Below are 18539 nucleotides of genomic sequence, written 5' to 3'. Positions count from 1 at the left end.
TGCGCCGAAGGCGCTGGATTCCAGCCTTCGCTGGAATGACGAGGCGATCGGGTGAGGCTCCCTCGACATCATCCCAGCGAAAGCTGGGATCCAGCGACTCCGTACCCTCGAATACCCAAAGGCACTGGATTCCAGCTTGCGCTGGAATGACGGGGCGGTCGGGCGAGACTCCTTCGACGTCATCCCAGCGAAGGCTGGGATCCAGCGACTCCGTATCCGCGGACAGCCAAAGGCGCTGGATTCCAGCTTGCGCCGGAATGACGGGGCAACTGGGTGGTTCCCTGGACGTCATCCCAGCGGAAGTTGGAATGACGAAGTCGGCGCGGAATGACGGGCATGGGCCGCCGAGCGCGCAGGCATCGACGAACCGCCCGGCGCATGCGCGTCAACCGGGACGGCGCAGCCGCCACACCGCAACGGCGACGCCAACCGCGGCGGCCAGCAGCCAGCCCAGGGCGATCGACCAGCCGCCGCCCAGCCACAGCACGCAGCCGACGCCGGCGACCAGCGCCACGCCGATCCCCAGCGCCAGCAGCGCGTCGCGCCGGCGGTGTTCCCACAGCAGCGCCAGCGCGCCGAGTGCGGCCAGCAGCACGGCGACCGCGCGGCGCACCTGCACGAATTCCGGTGCCAGCGGCACGTCGGGCAGCACGTCGGTCAAGGCGCGGTCGCCGACCTGGATCTCGTAGCCCTTGCCGTCCGCCGCATCGCCGGCCGGCACCAGGCGGTCGCCTTCCGGCCGGGCGAATACCGTCACCTCCTGCAGCGGCACCGCATCCCAGCTCACCCGCACATCGCCCAGGCGCGGGTTGGCCGGGTTGGCGCTGGTGACCAGGCGGTCCTGGTACAGGCTGAAGCTGGCCGCGAGGTTCGGCGGCAGGTGGCGCAGGTCCGGCTCGACCCGCTGCGTTCCCGGCAGCGCGTGCAGCAGCTGCGTGTCGAGCGCATAGCCGCCCACACGCACCTGCCCGGCATCGAACTGCTTGCCGCGCACGGGGAATTCGCCGGGATTGACGTGGCCGGCCGGTTGCTTGAAATCGGTGGCGTCTAGCGGCCGGTCCGCCCAGTCCAGCTCGTAGTGCACGTCGCCGCCCACGCGCACCTCGCGCCACTGGAACATCTCCACCCGGCGCACCAGCACCGGCGTCGGCACGGTCTGGTTGAATTCCGCGTCGCGGGCCGGCTCGATCACCTGCAGCGGGCCGGAAACCCGCACCATGCCGCCGTGCAACCCGGCCTGCGGCCCGCCATCGCCGACGTCCGCCACCAGGCCGCCGTGCCGCTGCACCGCCACGCGATGCAGGACCAGGTTGCGCTCGGTCAGCGCGCCCAGGCCGACGCCGGCAAGCAGCAGCAACGTGCCGGCCGCCTTCAGCGCCATGCCGCCCACGGCGCCTGCCCGAAGCCGGATCATCCGCGCGCTCCGGCCTGCCAGCCGGCCAGGGCGGGCTGCTCGTCGGCGGTGCCGTAGCGGCCGCGCTCGTCGCGGGTGACCCGCGCCAGTGCGCAGGCATGGTCGTGGGTGAAGAACAGCCGCACGTCGCGCGCGAGCATGTCGGCGAGGAAGCCGCGCTTCTCGTCGATCAGCGCCTCCGGGAAGCGGTCGTAGCCCATGGTGATCGGCAGGTGCACCCAGGCGCGCCCCGGAATCAGGTCGGCGCAGAACACCACGCCGGCCACTTCGGCCAGCATCAGCCCCGGCGTATGGCCGTCCGAATGATGGAAGCGCACCGCCTCGCCCAGGGTCGGCGAATGCTCGCCCTCGACCAGCTCCAGCCGCCCGCTCTGTTCCAGCAAGGCCTGCAGCTCGGGAATGAACGAGGCGCGATCGCGCGGATGCGGCTGCATGGCACGGCGCCAGTGCTCGGCGCCGACCAGGTAGCGCGCGCGCGGGAACAGCAGCCGCGGCGGCTGCCCTTCCTGCCACGCCGCGAGCAGGCCGCCGGCATGGTCGAAGTGCAGGTGCGAAAGCACCACCACGTCGATGTCCTCGTGCGAGAGGCCGGCTTCGGCCAGCGAGTCGAGCAGCACGTGGCGATCTTCCACCACGCCATAGCGCTCGCGCAGCGCGGGCTCGAAGAACGCGCCGATGCCGGTCTCGAACAGCACGTTGCGCCCGTCCAGGTCCCTCGCCAGCAGGCAGCGGCAGGCCAGCGGGATGCGGTTCTGCGCATCCGGCGCGATCCAGCGCGACCACAGCGCCTTCGGCGCGTTGCCGAACATCGCGCCGCCGTCGAGTTGCTGCGAATTGCCGAGAATCGACCAGAATTCCATGACGAATCAGTACCTCGTTGCCGACGGACCCGCCGCAAGCGGATCCGGACGCCGCGGACAAGCCCGCGCAAAACGCGCGACGAAGTCCATGGACGAACCGGGCGGCGGCGCGCCGCCCCCGGTCTGCCGCGAGCCGGCGCGGAGCGGCCGCGGCGCCATCGCTATTGCACCTTGCCCAGCCCGGACGGCCGGCGCGGGTCGCTGGCGGCGTCGAGCGTGTTGGTCTTGTGGTCCCAGGTGACCACGTTCATGAAGCCCCACGACTGGCGCGGGTGCAGCTCGTAGCCCATCCGCTTCAGCGACTCGGCGGTGGCCGGGTCGAACACGCCCTCCTCCACGTCCACGCGGTCGGGCATGAACTGGTGGTGGAAGCGCTTCTGCGCGGCGATCGCGGTGGCGCTCTTGCCGTCGATGAAGGCGAGGATGCCTTCGAGCACCTGGGTGATGATGGTGGAGCCGCCGGGCGAGCCGATCACCGCGCTGCGGTCGGCGCCGATCACCAGGCTCGGCGTCATCGACGACAGCATGCGCTTGCCCGGCTTCGGCGCATTGGCCTCGCTGCCGAGCAGGCCGTACACGTTCGGCTTGCCGGCGACCAGCGCGAAGTCGTCCATCTCGTCGTTGAGCAGCACGCCGGTGCCGGCGGCGACGAAGGTGGAGCCCAAGGTGTAGTTCACCGTCGAGGTGACGGCGATCATGTTGCCGTCCTTGTCGATGATCGAGAAATGCGTGGTGTGCATGCCCGGGTCGGCCGCCGCGGTGTACGGCAGCATCGACGAGGGTGTGGCCTTGTCCGGCAGGATGCTCTGGCGCAGGCCGTCGGCGTAGTACGGCGACAGCAGCATCTCCAGCGGCATCTTCACGAAGTCCGGGTCGCCGAGGTAGTCGTTGTGGTCGCGGAACGCGCGGCGCATCGCCTCGATCACCAGGTGGATGCGGTGCGCCCGGTCCAGCTTGCCGAGATCGAAGCCGCGCAGGATGTTGAGGATCTCCGCCACCGCCACGCCGCCGGAAGACGGCGGCGGCGCGGTGACGATGCGGTAGCCGCGGTAGTCGACGCTGATCGGCGCGCGCTCCTTCACCTGGTAGCCGGCGAGGTCGGCGGCGCTCCAGTTGCCGCCCGCGGCGCGCACCGCGGCGACCAGCTTCTGCGCCACCTCGCCGCGGTAGAAACCGTCGGCGCCGCGCTCGGCCAGCAGCTCCAGCGTGTGCGCCTGGTCGGGATCGCGCCAGGCGGCGCCTTCGGCCGGCGGCTTGCCGCCGGGCAGGTACTTGGCGACCGAGGCGGGCCAGCGCCTGAGGTCGTCCGCGCGGTCGGCGATCGCCTCGCGCAGGCGGCTGTCCGGCTCGAAGCCGTCGCGGGCGATGCGGATCGCCGGCGCCAGCGAATCCTTCAGCGGCAGCTTGCCGTAATGCTTCGCCAGCCAGGCCAGCCCGGCCGGCTCGCCGGGGATGCCGGCGGAGAGCGGGCCGTTCAGCGCGGTGTCGCGGTTGGGCGTGCCGTCGGGCTTGAGGTAGTCCTTGCTGTCCACCGCGGCCGGCGCGGTCTCGCGCGCGTCGATGAACACCTCGCGGCCGTCGCCGGCGCGGCGCAGCACGGCCATGAAGCCGCCGCCGATGCCGGAGCTTTCCGGCTCCACCACCGACAGGGTGGACGCCACCGCCACGGCGGCGTCGAAGGCGTTGCCGCCCCGGGCGAGCACTTCGAGCCCGGCGTTGGTGGCATGGAAGTTGGCGCTGGCGATCGCCGCGCGGCCGGGCTTCTGCGCCGCCTGCGACGGGGCGGCGGCCGTCGCGGCGCGCGGGCCGTCGGCGGCGAAGGCGGCGGCGCTGCCGCCGAGCAGCAACCCGAGCAGCAGGGCGAGCCCGCGCGAAGCGGAACGGCCCCACGCGGGCCGGCGCCGGGAAAACGTCATGTCGCGGTCTCCTTCGCCATCAGTTGGCGGTACTTGAGTTCGAGCTGGTCGCGCGTCTCGGGGCGGTCCGGGTCGTCGATGATGCATTCGACCGGGCACACCACCACGCACTGCGGCTCGTCATGGTGACCGACGCACTCGGTGCACAGCGCCGGGTCGATCACGTAGAACTCCTCGCCGAGCGAGATCGCCTTGTTCGGGCAGGCCGGCTCGCAGACGTCGCAATTGACGCAGGTATCGAGGATCTTCAGGGACATGGCATCGATAGTACATGCTGGGCGCGGAATGGCCCGCGCGGCGGGCCGCCGCGAAGGCTGGCCCTGCCGGCCCCCTCCCGCGCGGGGAGAGGGCGGCGATGGCGGCCGCGCGCGGCGGTCGCCGCAGGTCTTACATGGCGACGAAGCGCACGGTGGCGCCGGTCGGCTGCAGCGCGGTGGTGACCCGCTCCTGGTCGGCCTGGTCGCCGATGAACAGCACGATCACGTCCTTGAACGAACCGGGCTTGGCGTCCTTGAAGGCGGCGATCACCAGGTCGGCGGTCTTGGCCGAGCTGGGGCCGGCGAACACCAGCATGTTGCCCGGCAGCACGCCGCGGGCCACGGTGTCCTGCACGTTCTGCAACTGGCGGTCGTACTTGGCCTGGGCATCCTCGTCGTCGCCGGCCGGCACCAGGTAGGGGTACGGCCGCTCGGCGGTCATGCCCTGCATGTTGCTGCTGACGATCTGGCCGAGGTAGGCGTTCCACGCCTTGCTGTCGTTCGGGTCGGTAGGCTTGGTGAGCTTCTGCACCTGCTCGGTGCCCTGGCTGGCGTCCTCCTGCTTGTTGCAGGCGGTCAGCAGCAGGGCGCCGGACAGCGCGAGCGTGGCGGCGAGAGCGAACTTACGCATAGTGATCACCTTCTGTTTCAGGTTGCTTTTTGTGCCAGCGCTGGCGCATGGCCTGTTGTACCGCCGGATGCACGAAACCCGAGATGTCGCCGCCGAGGCGGCCGATCTCGCGCACCAGCGAGGATGAGATGAAGCTGTACTGCTCCGCCGGCGTGAGGAACAGCGTCTCGGCCTGCGGGATCAGGTGCCGGTTCATGCTGGCCAGCTGGAATTCGTATTCGAAGTCGGACACCGCGCGCAGGCCGCGGATGATCACGCCGGCGCCGATCTGCCCGACGAAGGTCGCCAGCAGGCAGTCGAAGCCGCGCACCTCCACGTTCGGCAGATCGGCCAGCGCCATGCGCGCCAGCGAGATGCGCTCGTTGAGGCTGAAACCCGGCCCCTTGCTGGAGCTTTCCGCCACCGCCACCACCACCTTGTCGAACAGCGGCGCGGCGCGGCTCACCAGATCGGTGTGGCCGTTGGTGATCGGATCGAAGGTGCCGGGGTAGACGGCGAGGCGCGTATTGGCCGACGGCTTGTTCACGGGCGATGGACTGGGCGGAAAGGCTTTAGCTTAACGGAAGCCCCGGGGCCCGGCGATAGAGCGCGTAGGCCACTTCGCCGGCCTGTCCCGCGCGATGCTGCCGCCACTGCGACGGCAGGGCCGGCGGCGGGTCGCGCGGGGACTCCACGTAGAGCCACGCCTGCGGCGCCAGCCAGCCGCCCCGCTCCAGCCGCTGCGCCAGCGGCGACCACAACTGCAACGCGAAGGGCGGGTCGAGGAACACCAGATCGAAGGGCTGCGGCTCGCCCTGCAGGTAGTCCTGCGCGTCGGCCGCCGCGACCTGCCCCCCGGCCGCCTTCAGGCGCGCGAGGTTCTCGCGCAGGGCGCGCGCCGCCTGTGCGTCGCGCTCGACGAACTGCACCGCGCCGGCGCCGCGCGACAGCGCCTCGATGCCCAGCGCGCCGGTGCCCGCGCACAGGTCCAGGCAGCGCGCGCCGCCGATGACCGGCGCCAGCCAGTTGAACAGCGTCTCGCGCACCCGCTCCGGGGTCGGCCGCAATCCGGGCAGGCCCGGCACCTGCAGGCGCGAATTGCGCAGGCTGCCGCCGATGATGCGGATGCGCCCCGGCGCGGCGCTCAGCGGCGGCGGCACGGGCGGGCGTCCTCAGCGGGCAGTCTGGGTCGGGGTGATAGCATGGGGGCATTGTCTTTGAATCGCTGCCGCAATGCTCAAGTTCTGGAAGAAGAAGCCCGCCGAAACGACTTCGGAGCAGCCTGCCGCGACCGGCCCTGCCGCAACCAGCGAAGACCCGGCATCCCCCGTGCCCCCGGTCGACGGCGCCGCGCCCGGCCTGAACGAGGCGCTGGCGGAAACGCCGACGGCGGAGCCGGCCCAGGCCGGCCCTGGCGAGCCCATTACCGGCGTGCCCGACGACGACGAGGCCGCGCCGGCCCGGCGCGGCTGGCGCGAGCGGCTGGCCGGCAGCGGCTTCGCGCGCGGGCTCTCCTCGCTGTTCGTGCGCCACCCCAAGCTCGACGACGACCTGCTGGACGAGCTGGAAACCACCCTGATCACCGCCGACGTCGGCGTCGAGGCCAGCACGACGCTGGTGGAAGGGCTGCGCAAGCGCATGCACCGGCGCGAGTTCGCCGATGCCGCCGCCCTGCTGGCGGCGCTGCGGCAGGAGCTGGTCGCCCTGCTCCGGCCGGTGCAGCGGCCGCTCGACATCGCCGGCCGCAAGCCTTTCGTGATCCTCACCGTGGGCATCAACGGCGTCGGCAAGACCACCACCATCGGCAAGCTCGCGCGCCGCTGGCGCGACGAGGGCCGCGAGGTGCTGCTGGCCGCCGGCGACACCTTCCGCGCCGCCGCGGTGGAACAACTGAAGACCTGGGGCGAGCGCAACCGCGTGCCGGTGATCTCGCAGGGCCAGGATGCCGATTCGGCCAGCGTGATCTTCGACGCCCTGCAGGCCGCGCGCTCGCGCGGCACCGACGTGCTGATCGCCGACACCGCCGGCCGCCTGCATACCCAGGGCGGCCTGATGGACGAGCTGGGCAAGATCGCCCGCGTGCTGAAGAAGCTCGACGCCGACGCGCCGCACGAGGTGCTGATGGTGATCGACGGCACCACCGGCCAGAACGCGGTGAGCCAGGTGCGCCAGTTCCGCCAGATCGTCGGCGTCACCGGCCTGGTGGTGACCAAGCTGGACGGCACCGCCAAGGGCGGCGTGGTGTTCGCGCTGGCGCGCGAGTTCGGCCTGCCGATCCGCTTCGTCGGCCTCGGCGAGACCGCGACCGACCTGCGCGCGTTCGACGCCGAGGCCTACGTCGACGGCCTGCTGCCGGCTGCGCTCGGCCATGGCTGAAGCCCGCGGCCCACAGGATTGACGCGCGTGTCGCGCCGATGGCACCTGCTGCTATGGACGCTGGCCGGGCTGCTGCTGGTCGGGTTGCTGGTCGCGGTGGTGACGGTCTACGTGCTGCTGCAGCCGGAGCGGTTCACCGCGATGCTGCAGCGGCAGGCGCGCAACGCCGGCCTGGAACTCAACCTCGCCAGCCCCGCCAGCCCCACCCTGTTCCCGCGGCCGGCGCTGGAGCTGCAGGGGCTCACCCTGAACGCCGAGGGCGCCGGCATGCCGATCCTGCTCGCCGCGCGAGGACGGCTCGCGCTGCCCTGGCGCACCCTGTTCGGCGGCCCGACGGTGATTTCCCGGCTCGAGATCGATGCGCCCCGGGTCGACCTGGACGCCTTGCAGGCCTGGCTGTCCGGCCTGCCGTCGCGCCCCGACAGCGTGCCGTCGATCCCGCGCATCGACGCGGGCGTCAGCATCACCCGCGGCAGCCTGGTGCGCGGCAACCAGCTGCTGCTCGGCGAGCTGTCGCTGAAGGCGGGCAGCCTGGTGCCCGGCCAGCCGTTCCCGCTCGACGTGGCGGCCAAGGATGCCGCCGGCACGCCCATGCGGCTGGAGCTGTCCGCCACGCCGGCCCTCCTGGGCAACACCTTGCAACTGAACGACGTGGCCCTGCACCTGTCGTACGGCCCGTCGCTGTCGCTGCAACTGGGCGGCAGCGCGCACTGGCACGGCGCCGCCGACGCCTCGGCCAGCCTGCGCGGCAAGCTGGACGAGGCCAAGGTCGGTCCCTACGACGTGGCGCTGGAACTGACTCCCGCCAACCAGCGCGACCCGCTGCTGCTCGCCCTGAAACTGGACGGCCCGTCCAACCACGCCGACCTGCGCCTGCCGCCGCTGGCGCTGGCGCATTGGTGGAGCCAGTTGGCAAGCACGCAGGAGCCGCGCCTGTCGGTGCCGCCCGGCAGCGGCCACCTCGAGGCGGCGAAGATCGAGGCTTCCGGCATCGTCATCGAGGGCCTGAGCCTGCAGGCCGGCGCCGACGTTCCCGCCCCCTCTTCCAGCAGCGCGCCGGCGACAAGCGCCAAGCCGGCCGTCAAGCAGCCCAAGAAGTCCTAGATGAACCCATTCGCTAACGCCCTGCTGGCCTGGTTCGACCGGCACGGCCGCCACGACCTGCCATGGCAGCGCACGGAACACGGGCCGCGCGACGCCTATCGCGTGTGGCTGTCCGAGGTGATGCTGCAGCAGACCCAGGTGGCTACGGTGATCCCGTACTTCGAGCGCTTCGTCGCCGCGCTGCCCTCGCTAGCCGCGCTGGCCGCGGCCGACGAGGACACCGTGCTGGCGCTGTGGTCGGGCCTCGGCTACTACCGCCGCGCGCGCTTCCTGCAGCGCGCCGCGCAACTGTGCGTGGAACGCCACGGCGGCGAGCTGCCGCGCGATTTCGACGCGCTCGCCGCCCTGCCCGGCATCGGCCGCTCCACCGCCGGCGCGATCCTGGCGCAGGCCTACGACCTGCGCTTCGCCATCCTCGACGGCAACGTCAAGCGGGTGCTCGCCCGCTACCACGGCATCCACGGCCACCCCGGACAAAGCGCGGTCGAGAAGCAGCTCTGGCAGCACGCCGACGCGCATACGCCCGCGCAACGCGTCGCCGACTACACCCAGGCGATCATGGACCTGGGCGCCACCGTCTGCGTGCGTTCGCGCCCGCTGTGCGCGGCCTGCCCGCTGGCCGACGGCTGCGTCGCGCGCCGCGACGGCCTCACCCATCTGCTGCCCACCGCCAAGCCCGGCAAGGCACTGCCCACGCGCGAAACGGTGATGCTGGTCCTGCGCGACGCCGACGGTCGCGTCCTGCTGGAACGGCGCGGGCCGCAAGGCGTGTGGTCCGGCCTGTGGAGCCTGCCCGAGGCCGGCGACCACGAGACCGCATGGCGCACCGCGCAGCGGCACGCGCGCATCGACGACGCACAGCCGCTGGCGCCTTTCGTGCACGTCTTCAGCCATTACCGGCTGAACGTCGAGCCGCTGCTGTTCGACGGCGCGACAAGCCTGCACGGCATCGCCGATAATCAGTCACTGCGCTGGTGCGACGGCATCGAACTGGCCGCGCTGGGCCTGCCCGCCCCCGTGCGCACCCTGCTGCAAGGCATCGGCCAGCCGTTCGCGCAGGCGGGCAGCCGTCCCGCGAGCGCCGCACGCGCCGGCAAGCATCCGAGGAAAACCCCATGAGCCGCACCATCCATTGCAGCAAGCTCGGCACCGAGGCCGAGGGACTGGATTTCGCCCCCTGGCCCGGCCCGCTCGGCCAGCGCATCTACGCGGAGATCTCCAAGCCGGCGTGGCAGCAATGGCTGGCGCACCAGACCATGCTGCTCAACGAATACCGGCTCAACCCGCTCGATCCCAAGGCGCGCCAGTTCCTCGGCGCCGAGATGGAGAAATTCCTGTTCGGCGGCGGCGAGGCGCAACGCCCGGAAGGCTACGTCGCACCCGACGAGTCTTGACGTTCCGCCGCGCATCCGCTTAAATGCACGGCTCCACGCAATATGGCCGAGTAGCTCAGTTGGTAGAGCAGGGGATTGAAAATCCCGCCGTTGCTGAATGGGGTACCGTTAGAAAGTGCAACAGCATCAACAGGTTAGGCCATCCGCTCGGGTGGCCTTTTTCGTTTGCGGCCCCCACTCGGCCCCCTCGGTCACCTCGAAGGCGGCCCCCGCTCCCCGGCTCGATTTGCACGCGAATGCTGCGGCCCCCTATCCTCAGACATGGCCAAAAGATCCCTCGCCGAACTCACCGCTGACCCCTTCCTTCGCTCACTGGAAGGTCGCGACGACGCCCAGCAATTGACGATTGAACAGGCCGCCGGTTTCCTCTCCCGCTCGGTCACTTCGCTCGCCGAGTGGCGCGCCGCAGGCAAGCGTCCCCCGGGCTGGACTGACGATGGCATCGTGCGCTATCCACTGGGCGAACTGCGTCGGTATTCGCGCGAGCAATTGGAAGCGACGGCCGTGGCCATTCCCCCGGCTCCGGCGCCTGCTTCCCCGACGGCCCCCACCACGGCCGCGGAGAAGGTTCGCCAGATCGCCGGCAAGGATGCGGTGCGGATCTTTGGATTTGACGACGAAAGGTTGCGCGCTGGCCAGGCTCGCGGTGGGGTCAATCAGACCTCGACCGCAGCGTTCCTGTCCGTTGGCGCACCCGACGACGAGTGGGTTTTTCTCAATGTGCCTTCGCCCACCCCTGGCAACCCGTTGCGCCGGCCCGTGGACCTGATCGCCACCCTCGACATGGACCCGGACACGCTCGCCGATGCGACGTGCCAGCAAATGTCGCTCAGTGCGTATGCGGAAGCCTTGGCCGCGTTCCTGCACGCGGAGGTGACCGCTCAGCGTGCCGAAGAGGCCGCCTTGCGTGCGGCCCGTGCGGGCAAACTCCCGCCGCGTGATGAGGACACGCCGGTGCGCGCACCTCGGCCCAAGGCCTGAGGCGGTTTCACGGGTTCGGCCAAAGCGGCCCGAACCGTGCCCGCCCTTCCTCCTCGCTGATCGTGTAGCCGTCCGGCCCGAGCACACCCATTTCATCGAGCGTGATGGTGAAAGCCAGGCTGCACGCATCGCAGCCACACCGCCCGGAGCAATACGGCACGGAACAGGTGTCCAGGCACGTGCACGGCAGTCTCTCGCCGTCGTTCACGAAGACGTAGCCACCGGTGTGCGGCCAGCGCCGCTTTCCCGCGTCGGTGGGTTGGGGTTCTTGCGTCATGACACGGTCCTCAATTCGTTCCAGCGCGTGGTGTAGCACGGGGACAGGTTACCGCGCTGCATCGTCCAGGCGCGGTCAGCCTTCACCCCAGCGCTGCCGATGCCCATCGACCCGCGGCCCCACTTCCCGTTCGCTTTATCGAGCACCCCCATCAGCTTCTCGCGGCGTGCGTCGAGCTCCGGCGGCGTGGCGTCGAACAGCGAGCCTTGGTGAAGCGCGCGGGGCCGCAAGTCCATCAGCATCACGCCCAGCTTGATGTAGCGGTAGCCGGGCCGGTGGATGGACCGCAGCACGCTCATCGCCCAGGCCGTGAGCATCGCGGTGTCGTCGCTGTGCTCGGTCATCTTGATCGTGCGCGTGGGCCAGTATTGCGGATCTTGCGGGCGGAACTGGTTGGTTTGAATCCAGACGCCCACCACCCCCGCGGTGCTCTGCTGGTGGCGCAATTTCTCCGCCGCCCGGCCCATGTGGAGGCGCAGGGGTTCGGCCAGGTCGGCGATGGTGTAGAGCGGACCGCCGAACGATCGGCTGGCGATGATTTGCTGCTTGGCCGGTGGTGCCATCTCGAAATCAATGCATGAAATCCCGCGCAGTTCGTTGACCGTGCGCTCCACCACCACGCCGAACCGCTCGCGGATCCGATTGGGGTCGCACGCCGCCAGGTCCGCCACGGTGTTCACGCCGCGCAACATCAGCTGCTTGGCGATCTGCCTTCCCACGCCCCACACCTCCCGCACCTCGATGCCTTTCATCACGCCCCGCCGCTCGGCTTCGGTCAACGCCGTGAGGTCGCACACCCCACCCCATGGGGCTTGCTTCTTCGCCACGTGGTTGGCCAATTTGGCCAGCGTCTTCGATGCGCCAAATCCCACGCACACCGGCAGCCCGGTCCACCGCCGAACCCGCTCCTTGATCGCCTGTCCTGTGGTCGTCAAGTCCAGCTGCGGCTGGTGGGTGAAGTCGAGGAAACTCTCGTCGATCGAATAAACCTCTTGGTCCTCTGCCGGCACGTAGTGGCCCAACACGCTCATGAAGCGCCGCGACAGATCGCCATAAAGCGTGTAATTGGAGGAAAAGCACACGATGCCCTGGCGCTCCGCTTGCTCCTTCAACTGGAACCAGGGCACGCCCATCTGGACGCCCAGGCGCTTCACCAGGGCGTCGCGAGCGACCACGCACCCGTCGTTGTTCGACAGGACCACCAGCGGGGTGTGTTCCAGATCGGGGCGGAACACCCGTTCGCATGAGCAATAAAACGAATTCGCATCGACCAGGGCGATGCGCCGGGGCTCCGGTTTCATGGCTGCGGTGGCACCACGGTCAGGATCCGAGTGGTCGCCGCGTTCGGCTCCGGGTTGTAGGTGGCTGTGATGTCGCCCCTCCCATCCAGCCCAGCGCTCTGGTCGAGTTGCAGGTAGAGATACGGCACCACGGTGCTCGCGTCTTGCAGGATCTGCACGGGACTTTTCTCCATCAATCGGGGAATCTGGCCCGCCAGGTTGTGCCACGGCGTCAGGTCAAATCGACCACCGTCTCGGATTTGCGCCACATCATCGGGATGCGTGACTCCGATCGCCGAGATGTCGGCGGTGCCGAGTGAAAAAGTGTGGAACGTCTTGTTGTTGAATGCGTGTGCGAGCACATCACGGTCGTAGGTTGGATGGAACTGTGTCATGTGTTTCTCCTTGGTTTGACCCTTTTATTTATACGTTTCAAATCCGTGTGAAATGCGGAGGTTTCATCGACCGCCTCGGCGAAACTGCCGCAAGCAATTCGTGACCACGCCCCAGATTTCGAGGGTGTCCCCTTCTTCCAGGATGATCGGCTTGAAATGCGGGTTTTCGGGCAACAGGGCGAGTTTCCCATCGACCCGCCCCAAGCGCTTGATGGTCAGGTCGTTGTTCATGACGGCCACCACCACATCGCCCTGCACGGGCGACAGCGAGCGATCGACGACGATGCGGTCGCCGTCGAAGATGCCGGCCTGCATCATCGACCAGCCGGCCACGCGCAGCACGAAGGTGCAGGCTTCGTGCCCTTTGACGATCAACTCCGCATTCAAATCGACGGTGTCGTCGAGGTAATCGTCGGCCGGCGACGGCCAACCGGCTTGAACGCCATGGGCGAAAGCCGTGAGGCCCAGCGACACCGGGTGGCGCTCCACCGGCCGTGGGTGCTCGGCCGTGGCCGGCTGCCGATACGCATCGAGGTAGGCGACCACGGTTTCGACCTGGCTTTCAGGCACACGCAACTGGCGGGTGGGCTCGCCGTAAAGGCCGCCGGAGCCTGGTTTGCGGCCGGCGCCGGGGCGGAAACCGCCGTGTTCGGAGGGTGTCATGGGAAGGCATCTTGATTACTGAACAGAAATCAAGATTACCACCGGCGGGGTCTCACGCGTTGAGAGCGTGATCCGTATGATGGGCCATCAACCTGGGGCGCCAACGATGAACCTGACACTGGACGAACGCGCGTCCTTGCTCGAAGCGGCGGCCGCAGAAGCCCGCGACTGGGCCAGGCGTCGAGCGGGCACGCCCCAAGGTGAGGCCTTGGCCCAGGAAGCGGAGGCGTTGAGCGTGCAAGCCGCGATCGCCCGCGGCAAAGGGCTCCGATCAAGTCTGCCTGAGGCGGTGGTGGAACGGCCGCCGCGGCGGCTCGACAAGCCGCGCAGGTTATAGCTCGATCGGCGCCACCAGCTGCTCCCCTTGGCTTTTTGGGGAGCTGACCGCCTTGGTCACGGGGTGATACGTCAGCTCAGCTTCCGGCACCTCGGCCAGCAGCGCGGCCGCCTCCTCCGGCGTGCCGTCGAGCCACGGCTCCCACATCGATGGCGGCAGGATCACCGGTTGGCGGTCGTGCACGTCGCCGGACACCTTTCCCGGCTCGCCTGTGATGATCGTGAAGGTTTTGATCCACTCCGCCTCCGGATCGTTCTTGTCCTTCCACGCTTCCCACAACCCGGCGAACAGCAGCAGGGAATGGTTGGGCGGATAGATGAACCACGGTTGCTTGTGCCCGGGTTCGCCGGTCCACTCGTAGTAACCGGTGGCCGGGACCAACGCACGGCGCTTCTTGAACGCGGCCCGAAACATCGGCTTTTCCTGCACCGTTTCTTGCCGCGCATTGATCGCGTGGGCGCCCATTTTCAGGTCCTTCGCCCAGACAGGCACGAGGCCCCAGCGCAACCCTTTCATCTCTACCCCATCATCGCTCCGCGCGATCACGGGCTGAATCTGGGTGGGGCAAATGTTGTAAGCGGGTTCCCGCTGCATCAGCTGGTCCACCAGGAGCGGATTGAGCTGATCCAGCGCCTCACGCTCTTCGGGAGTGAATTCAATCTCCAACTGCCGCGCGTAGCGTCCGCACATGGCTCACCTCGCCTTTCCGTTGGCCGCCAGCATCGCATTGATCTGTTCCAGCGCCCACTCGAAGTCATCGGGGCCGGCGTCATCAAGGATGAAGTCCGAAGCACCGGCAAAATTCGACCAGAAATCGCCCTCGTCCGTGTGTTCGCGCACCAGCGCTGGCACCTGTTCGCGCAAGGTGTCCAGCAGGGCTTGGAGTTCTTCGCGTGTTTTGGCCATGGTTTGTCCTCGACTTGATGCCCGAAGCGTGCCCGAAAGGCCGTCAACAGTGTGCGAGCACCGGGAATATCGGTTTGTTTCCAGTCCGCCGAATCCGGGTGTAGGCTTCGAGTCTGGAAGGGGCACAAGGAGAGGGTCATGGGGAACCGTCGCGTGGGCCAGTGGCTCTGCTGCTTGCTGGCGTTGTTCTACATTGCGGGCGCGCACGCCGGCAAGGTCACTTACATCTACACCGACCCGCAAGGCACGCCTTTGGCGGAAGCCGACGCGAACGGGAACATCACCGCACGGTTCGACTATTCGCCTTACGGCACGTCCGTGGCGAGCATGAGCGCGCCGCCGAATGGCCCCGGCTACACGGGCCATGTGAATGACCCGGAGACGGGTCTGGTCTACATGCAAGCCCGGTATTACGACCCTTCAACCGGTCGTTTCCTGAGCGTGGATCCCAATCCGCCAGCCGCTGGCAACGCGTTCAACTTCAACCGCTACGTTTACGCAAACAACAATCCCGTGGTCAACATCGACCCGGACGGTCGCGAAACGGGCATCGCCTTCCATTCCGAATTCGTGATGATGGGCGGCAAGGCGCAAACCTACACCTCGCCCAACGATCCGGTGGGGCCGGCCATCCAGGCCGGTTTCAGCATGTTGCCGGTGATCGGCGATGGCATGAACATCGCCAATGCGTTTGCGAATCCATCGGCCGTCAACATTTCAGCGGCCGTGGTGGGCATCGTCCCGGTCGTGGGTGGGGCGGCCGCCGATGGCATCCGCGGGGCCGCGGCTGTGGACCGCGCAGGCGCCATTGCCGGCACGATGAGCGCCCGCACTCAGCGGGCGGTGACCATTGCCGTGACGGAAACCAAGGAAGGCACCCGCGTCGTGTCATCGAGCGAAGGCGCATTGCGTCCGGCCGCTCGGGCGGCGCTCGGCCAAGGGGAAGTGGCCGCCAAAGGTGTGGCGGGCACCCACGCCGAAGTCAATGGAATCAACGCGGCTCGTGAAATGGGTTTGACCCCAACCGGCACCGCCGCCAGCCGGCCGATTTGTCCCTCGTGCGCTCAGACAATGGAACAGCAAGGCGTGAAACCCTTGTCACCCCTGAAACAGTGACGTATCTATTCTCCATGGCCCACTCGTTTGATCTGAACCCGTTGCTCGCCGACTTGAAGGCGCTGGACCCCACGCGCCAGCTGGCTTTCGGCGTGTGCGTGTTGGAGCGCGCCCTTCCGGCCTTCTTCCAGTTTCAATCGGACACCGGTTGCCTGGGCGGCGGCGTGTTGCGGGCGGCGCTCGCGCAGGCTTGGGCCGCGCTGGAACAGGGCGCGGCGCCCCCCGCATTCGTCTCGGTTGCCGCCTGCGAAACCGTCTTGCCGGATTCGGAAGATCACGCCTCCCCCTTCGCCTCCGCGGCGATCGACACGGTCAACATCGCGTGTTGCGTGCTCGCCTTCCTCGAAGACCAGGACGTGCAGCAACTGGTGGAGGCCGTGGAAGCCCGCCGCGACACCCTGGACTTGTTCGTGCAGCGCACCCTGGACCTGGACCCAGCCGACCGAAATTTTGAGGCCACGATCGCGGCCCATCCGCTCATGCAAAAAGAGCTGGGTTTCCTGCATGACGATCTGGCGTTCCTGCAAGCCACGAAAGGTCCGGCGGTGTGGCGGGCCACGCTGGATCACGTCCGCGCCGCCCCATGGCCCCGCCAGCTGGGTGGATGACACGGCGTCAGAAACGGATGACGCACGCCGAGTCCGGATCTGATTGGGATCTGATTGGCAAAAGTCGTCCGCCCATGCACACTGGAAACCGTTGGGAAGTCAGGTCCGCAAGGAAGCCGATGCACCAACCGAGCCGCCGCGAGGCGGCTCGTTCATTTGTGCTTCTTCCCCACCCCAGCGTTTTTGCTCTTGCTCGGCTTTCCGGCCACCGGCGTCAACTGGCTTTCGATCAGATCGGCCCACTCGCGCAAGTCCGCGTCGCACGCTCGGACCCAATCCATCAGCTGCAAGCCATCGAGGCGCACGGCGCCCCGCTCGGCGGCGCTCACATACGTTTGCGAGCGGCCCAGGCGCTGGGCGAAATCGGTCTGGTTGAGTTCCGTGCGCTCGCGCAACGTGCGCAACACGCCCAGAAACACCTGCAATTCGGGCCGGTAGAGCGATTTTTGCGCGGCCGGTGCGCGGGGTTTTGGAGCCATGGCCTGCACCACATCAAGGAAGGCCTTGACGTTAAACGGGAAAGGCGAAAAGGCCGGCCTACGTTACCCGTTTAGTCGAGGTTGTGTTATCGCCCGGTGAAAATCGGTAACCTGAACCCGCCAGGGAGGGTGCGGGCGCCTTGGCCGTGGTGCTTGGCCCGCGTCCAACAGGGGATCCCGATGAAACAACTATCCATCATGGCCAGCGCGCTGGTGTTCGCGGTGTGTGCTTCGACCGTGCACGCCCAGCAGTCCGGCGTGGCCGGCTTCTTCCACCGCGCCGGTGCGGCACTGAAAACGGGGGCCAGCCAGGTGCTTGGCCACCCCAATGCGGCTGGCGGTGGCGCCACCACCACGGGCGCCACTTTCCGCCCAATCACCCCGGCATCAGGCGGTCAGTTCCAGGGCTTGTTCGACACTTGGCACTCGGGGGATGCGTGGCCGCGGGCCTCGGTCTACTTCACCCGCTGGGGCCCGTCCCTGCCGTGTTGGACCGCCCGCGCCACGATCTGGCGTTCGGCGCGGTCGTCGCATGTCGAGACCTTCCAAGTCTGCAACGCCCCGCTCTACATCAAAGACGATATGGGCGGCTCGATGCAGCTGAGCGCCACGCACTCCGCGTCCAGCGTGACGGTGCAAATGGACACCGCGCAAAACATCCAGGGCATCACCCACGCGGACACGTCCAACACGCGCAACGCCGGTCCCAATCCGCCGCACATGCTTTTTGCCTTGAATTTCGGCGCGGAGGGCCCGGCCCTCATGCCGCAATATCATGAAATTCTGCTGCGCGTGATGTATGCCGCGGGTTTCGAGGACGCCACGACGAAGGGCATCAGCAACACCGGTGGCAAGGTCTTGTGGGTGCAAGGCTTCGATCCTGCTGGCAAGTCGAACTGAGGCCTTGACATGGAAGTCCTCATTCCCGTCCTGCTGGCCCTCGGTCTCTTCTGCGGTGGCGTGTGGGCCATCAACCGCTTCGGGGCCGGTCAGCCCAAGGCGCCGCCGCTGCACGTCACGGAAGACAACGGGTGGACCGTCATCGTCGCCACCCCGGCCCCGCTGCCCAAGCGGCTCACCGCCATTTCTGTCGTCTTCGCCACCGGCTTGGCCGTGGTGGTGTGGGTCGCTTTCATGATCCGCCAAGCCAAACCTGTGGGCGCGACGCTGGCGGCGATGGGGGTTTGGCTCACGCTGGGGATCGTCATTCGCCGCCTGTGGCAGACGTATCACGACCACCGTCGTCAGGTGGTCCACCAACCGCTTTCGGTGTGTTCCCGTGGCATCCGTCTGGGCGCCACGATGGTTCCGCGCGATCGGATCTACGCCATCGTGCGTCGCAACGCCCAGGATGGCCGCGTGGTTGTGGTCACAGGCCACGGTGTGGCGGCGGGCGTCAGTCAAATGACCGCGGGCACCCTCGCGCTCCTGACCCAGATTTCGCACACGGTGGAGGTGGAGCACGACGGCACTCGCACGGTGCTCGCGGGTGGCCTGACCGACGCACAAGCGCACGCGGTGGCCGCCGAGCTCACGAAGCGGTTGCCCGGCTTCCACTGACCGCAA

At 68.3% G+C, this 18539-nt stretch carries 24 protein-coding genes and 1 tRNA gene; 11 read left to right on the top strand and 14 right to left on the bottom strand.

What is annotated here, in order from left to right; all coding sequences use genetic code 11:
- Nucleotides 1–385: 385 nt before the first annotated feature.
- The 7 genes from ASG87_RS10610 to rsmD form a co-directional block, all read right to left on the bottom strand.
- Nucleotides 386–1414, bottom strand: a complete 1029-nt coding sequence (locus ASG87_RS10610; protein ID WP_056004709.1) for a TMEM43 family protein — start codon at nt 1412–1414, stop codon at nt 386–388.
- Nucleotides 1411–2274, bottom strand: coding sequence for an MBL fold metallo-hydrolase (locus ASG87_RS10605; RefSeq protein ID WP_056004708.1), 864 nt, complete (start codon nt 2272–2274; stop codon nt 1411–1413). The genes ASG87_RS10610 and ASG87_RS10605 overlap by 4 nt, the downstream gene beginning before the upstream one ends.
- A 161-nt stretch (nt 2275–2435) precedes the next feature.
- The gene (gene ggt / locus ASG87_RS10600; RefSeq protein ID WP_056004707.1) at nt 2436–4190 is read right to left on the bottom strand and encodes a gamma-glutamyltransferase; all 1755 of its coding nucleotides are present in this window, start codon (nt 4188–4190) and stop codon (nt 2436–2438) included.
- The gene (locus tag ASG87_RS10595; protein ID WP_056004706.1) at nt 4187–4447 is read right to left on the bottom strand and encodes a YfhL family 4Fe-4S dicluster ferredoxin; all 261 of its coding nucleotides are present in this window, start codon (nt 4445–4447) and stop codon (nt 4187–4189) included. Before ASG87_RS10595 ends, ggt begins: the two co-directional genes overlap by 4 nt.
- A 130-nt stretch (nt 4448–4577) precedes the next feature.
- Nucleotides 4578–5078, bottom strand: coding sequence for a hypothetical protein (locus ASG87_RS10590; protein WP_056004705.1), 501 nt, complete (start codon nt 5076–5078; stop codon nt 4578–4580).
- A complete protein-coding gene (gene coaD / locus ASG87_RS10585) occupies nt 5071–5604 on the bottom strand; it encodes a pantetheine-phosphate adenylyltransferase (RefSeq protein ID WP_056004704.1) in 534 nt (177 codons plus the stop codon). The genes ASG87_RS10590 and coaD overlap by 8 nt, the downstream gene beginning before the upstream one ends.
- A 25-nt stretch (nt 5605–5629) precedes the next feature.
- Complete coding sequence (rsmD, locus tag ASG87_RS10580; protein WP_056004703.1) at nt 5630–6217, bottom strand: 16S rRNA (guanine(966)-N(2))-methyltransferase RsmD; 588 nt, start codon at nt 6215–6217, stop codon at nt 5630–5632.
- Between the two features lie 73 nt (nt 6218–6290).
- On the opposite strand from rsmD, the gene ftsY reads away from it, so the two are divergent.
- The 6 genes from ftsY (at nt 6291) to ASG87_RS10555 (ending at nt 10912) form a co-directional block, all read left to right on the top strand.
- A complete protein-coding gene (ftsY, locus tag ASG87_RS10575) occupies nt 6291–7433 on the top strand; it encodes a signal recognition particle-docking protein FtsY (protein WP_082582908.1) in 1143 nt (380 codons plus the stop codon).
- 27 nt (nt 7434–7460) lie between these two features.
- Complete coding sequence (locus tag ASG87_RS10570; protein WP_056004856.1) at nt 7461–8537, top strand: AsmA family protein; 1077 nt, start codon at nt 7461–7463, stop codon at nt 8535–8537.
- Nucleotides 8538–9656, top strand: a complete 1119-nt coding sequence (gene mutY, locus ASG87_RS10565; RefSeq protein ID WP_056004702.1) for an A/G-specific adenine glycosylase — start codon at nt 8538–8540, stop codon at nt 9654–9656. It begins immediately after the preceding gene.
- Nucleotides 9653–9931 (top strand): oxidative damage protection protein, encoded by a 279-nt coding sequence (locus ASG87_RS10560; protein ID WP_056004701.1) that lies wholly within the window; start codon nt 9653–9655, stop codon nt 9929–9931. The genes mutY and ASG87_RS10560 overlap by 4 nt, the downstream gene beginning before the upstream one ends.
- Before the next feature lie 44 nt (nt 9932–9975).
- Nucleotides 9976–10116, top strand: a tRNA-Phe gene (locus ASG87_RS20140).
- Between the two features lie 76 nt (nt 10117–10192).
- A complete protein-coding gene (locus ASG87_RS10555; protein WP_056004700.1) occupies nt 10193–10912 on the top strand; it encodes a hypothetical protein in 720 nt (239 codons plus the stop codon).
- A gap of 7 nt (nt 10913–10919) precedes the next feature.
- Here ASG87_RS10555 and ASG87_RS10550 read toward each other — a convergent pair whose 3' ends face one another.
- The 4 genes from ASG87_RS10550 to umuD form a co-directional block, all read right to left on the bottom strand.
- On the bottom strand, nt 10920–11189 hold the full coding sequence (locus tag ASG87_RS10550; RefSeq protein WP_056004699.1) for a hypothetical protein: 270 nt from the start codon (nt 11187–11189) through the stop codon (nt 10920–10922).
- The gene (locus tag ASG87_RS10545) at nt 11186–12490 is read right to left on the bottom strand and encodes a Y-family DNA polymerase (RefSeq protein ID WP_056004698.1); all 1305 of its coding nucleotides are present in this window, start codon (nt 12488–12490) and stop codon (nt 11186–11188) included. The genes ASG87_RS10550 and ASG87_RS10545 overlap by 4 nt, the downstream gene beginning before the upstream one ends.
- A complete protein-coding gene (locus tag ASG87_RS10540) occupies nt 12487–12864 on the bottom strand; it encodes a hypothetical protein (protein WP_157511038.1) in 378 nt (125 codons plus the stop codon). Before ASG87_RS10540 ends, ASG87_RS10545 begins: the two co-directional genes overlap by 4 nt.
- Nucleotides 12865–12927: 63 nt before the next feature.
- Entirely contained in the window at nt 12928–13527 is a 600-nt protein-coding gene (gene umuD / locus ASG87_RS10535; RefSeq protein WP_056004696.1) for a translesion error-prone DNA polymerase V autoproteolytic subunit, read from the bottom strand.
- Between the two features lie 106 nt (nt 13528–13633).
- Between umuD and ASG87_RS20135 the strand changes: the two genes are divergently transcribed.
- Entirely contained in the window at nt 13634–13864 is a 231-nt protein-coding gene (locus ASG87_RS20135) for a hypothetical protein (RefSeq protein ID WP_157511037.1), read from the top strand.
- Here ASG87_RS20135 and ASG87_RS10530 read toward each other — a convergent pair.
- Together ASG87_RS10530 and ASG87_RS10525 are read right to left on the bottom strand one after the other, a co-directional pair.
- Complete coding sequence (locus tag ASG87_RS10530; RefSeq protein WP_056004695.1) at nt 13859–14554, bottom strand: SOS response-associated peptidase; 696 nt, start codon at nt 14552–14554, stop codon at nt 13859–13861. The two genes, ASG87_RS20135 and ASG87_RS10530, sit on opposite strands and share 6 nt — an antisense overlap.
- Before the next feature lie 3 nt (nt 14555–14557).
- On the bottom strand, nt 14558–14770 hold the full coding sequence (locus ASG87_RS10525; protein WP_056004694.1) for a hypothetical protein: 213 nt from the start codon (nt 14768–14770) through the stop codon (nt 14558–14560).
- A gap of 138 nt (nt 14771–14908) precedes the next feature.
- Here ASG87_RS10525 and ASG87_RS10520 point away from each other — a divergent pair, with 138 nt between their 5' ends.
- Complete coding sequence (locus ASG87_RS10520; protein ID WP_056004693.1) at nt 14909–15886, top strand: RHS repeat-associated core domain-containing protein; 978 nt, start codon at nt 14909–14911, stop codon at nt 15884–15886.
- A gap of 14 nt (nt 15887–15900) precedes the next feature.
- Nucleotides 15901–16494, top strand: coding sequence for a DUF416 family protein (locus ASG87_RS10515; protein WP_056004692.1), 594 nt, complete (start codon nt 15901–15903; stop codon nt 16492–16494).
- A gap of 152 nt (nt 16495–16646) precedes the next feature.
- Here the strand turns inward: ASG87_RS10515 and ASG87_RS10510 are convergent, their stop codons facing one another.
- Nucleotides 16647–16973, bottom strand: a complete 327-nt coding sequence (locus tag ASG87_RS10510; protein ID WP_157511036.1) for a helix-turn-helix transcriptional regulator — start codon at nt 16971–16973, stop codon at nt 16647–16649.
- 180 nt (nt 16974–17153) lie between these two features.
- Between ASG87_RS10510 and ASG87_RS10505 the strand changes: the two genes are divergently transcribed.
- A complete protein-coding gene (locus ASG87_RS10505; protein WP_056004690.1) occupies nt 17154–17873 on the top strand; it encodes a hypothetical protein in 720 nt (239 codons plus the stop codon).
- 9 nt (nt 17874–17882) lie between these two features.
- Nucleotides 17883–18533 (top strand): hypothetical protein, encoded by a 651-nt coding sequence (locus tag ASG87_RS10500; RefSeq protein ID WP_056004689.1) that lies wholly within the window; start codon nt 17883–17885, stop codon nt 18531–18533.
- Nucleotides 18534–18539: the final 6 nt, after the last annotated feature.

Origin of the sequence: Frateuria sp. Soil773 (assembly GCF_001428405.1) — a bacterium.
Taxonomy (GTDB): Bacteria; Pseudomonadota; Gammaproteobacteria; order Xanthomonadales; family Rhodanobacteraceae; genus LMSL01.
Note: the sequence above shows the minus strand (reverse complement) of the source record. Positions and strands in the feature narration are given on the sequence as shown.

What these genes read in the sequence shown, in the direction of transcription:
- ASG87_RS10610 (WP_056004709.1), bottom strand. Translation starts at nt 1,414, where the DNA reads ATGATCCGGCTTCGGGCAGGCGCCGTGGGCGGCATGGCGCTGAAGGCG.
- ASG87_RS10605 (WP_056004708.1), bottom strand. Translation starts at nt 2,274, where the DNA reads ATGGAATTCTGGTCGATTCTCGGCAATTCGCAGCAACTCGACGGCGGC.
- ggt (WP_056004707.1), bottom strand. Translation starts at nt 4,190, where the DNA reads ATGACGTTTTCCCGGCGCCGGCCCGCGTGGGGCCGTTCCGCTTCGCGC.
- ASG87_RS10595 (WP_056004706.1), bottom strand. Translation starts at nt 4,447, where the DNA reads ATGTCCCTGAAGATCCTCGATACCTGCGTCAATTGCGACGTCTGCGAG.
- ASG87_RS10590 (WP_056004705.1), bottom strand. Translation starts at nt 5,078, where the DNA reads ATGCGTAAGTTCGCTCTCGCCGCCACGCTCGCGCTGTCCGGCGCCCTG.
- ftsY (WP_082582908.1), top strand. Translation starts at nt 6,291, where the DNA reads ATGCTCAAGTTCTGGAAGAAGAAGCCCGCCGAAACGACTTCGGAGCAG.
- mutY (WP_056004702.1), top strand. Translation starts at nt 8,538, where the DNA reads ATGAACCCATTCGCTAACGCCCTGCTGGCCTGGTTCGACCGGCACGGC.
- ASG87_RS10560 (WP_056004701.1), top strand. Translation starts at nt 9,653, where the DNA reads ATGAGCCGCACCATCCATTGCAGCAAGCTCGGCACCGAGGCCGAGGGA.
- ASG87_RS10555 (WP_056004700.1), top strand. Translation starts at nt 10,193, where the DNA reads ATGGCCAAAAGATCCCTCGCCGAACTCACCGCTGACCCCTTCCTTCGC.
- ASG87_RS10550 (WP_056004699.1), bottom strand. Translation starts at nt 11,189, where the DNA reads ATGACGCAAGAACCCCAACCCACCGACGCGGGAAAGCGGCGCTGGCCG.
- ASG87_RS10545 (WP_056004698.1), bottom strand. Translation starts at nt 12,490, where the DNA reads ATGAAACCGGAGCCCCGGCGCATCGCCCTGGTCGATGCGAATTCGTTT.
- ASG87_RS10540 (WP_157511038.1), bottom strand. Translation starts at nt 12,864, where the DNA reads ATGACACAGTTCCATCCAACCTACGACCGTGATGTGCTCGCACACGCA.
- umuD (WP_056004696.1), bottom strand. Translation starts at nt 13,527, where the DNA reads ATGACACCCTCCGAACACGGCGGTTTCCGCCCCGGCGCCGGCCGCAAA.
- ASG87_RS20135 (WP_157511037.1), top strand. Translation starts at nt 13,634, where the DNA reads ATGAACCTGACACTGGACGAACGCGCGTCCTTGCTCGAAGCGGCGGCC.
- ASG87_RS10530 (WP_056004695.1), bottom strand. Translation starts at nt 14,554, where the DNA reads ATGTGCGGACGCTACGCGCGGCAGTTGGAGATTGAATTCACTCCCGAA.
- ASG87_RS10525 (WP_056004694.1), bottom strand. Translation starts at nt 14,770, where the DNA reads ATGGCCAAAACACGCGAAGAACTCCAAGCCCTGCTGGACACCTTGCGC.
- ASG87_RS10520 (WP_056004693.1), top strand. Translation starts at nt 14,909, where the DNA reads ATGGGGAACCGTCGCGTGGGCCAGTGGCTCTGCTGCTTGCTGGCGTTG.
- ASG87_RS10515 (WP_056004692.1), top strand. Translation starts at nt 15,901, where the DNA reads ATGGCCCACTCGTTTGATCTGAACCCGTTGCTCGCCGACTTGAAGGCG.
- ASG87_RS10510 (WP_157511036.1), bottom strand. Translation starts at nt 16,973, where the DNA reads ATGGCTCCAAAACCCCGCGCACCGGCCGCGCAAAAATCGCTCTACCGG.
- ASG87_RS10505 (WP_056004690.1), top strand. Translation starts at nt 17,154, where the DNA reads ATGAAACAACTATCCATCATGGCCAGCGCGCTGGTGTTCGCGGTGTGT.
- ASG87_RS10500 (WP_056004689.1), top strand. Translation starts at nt 17,883, where the DNA reads ATGGAAGTCCTCATTCCCGTCCTGCTGGCCCTCGGTCTCTTCTGCGGT.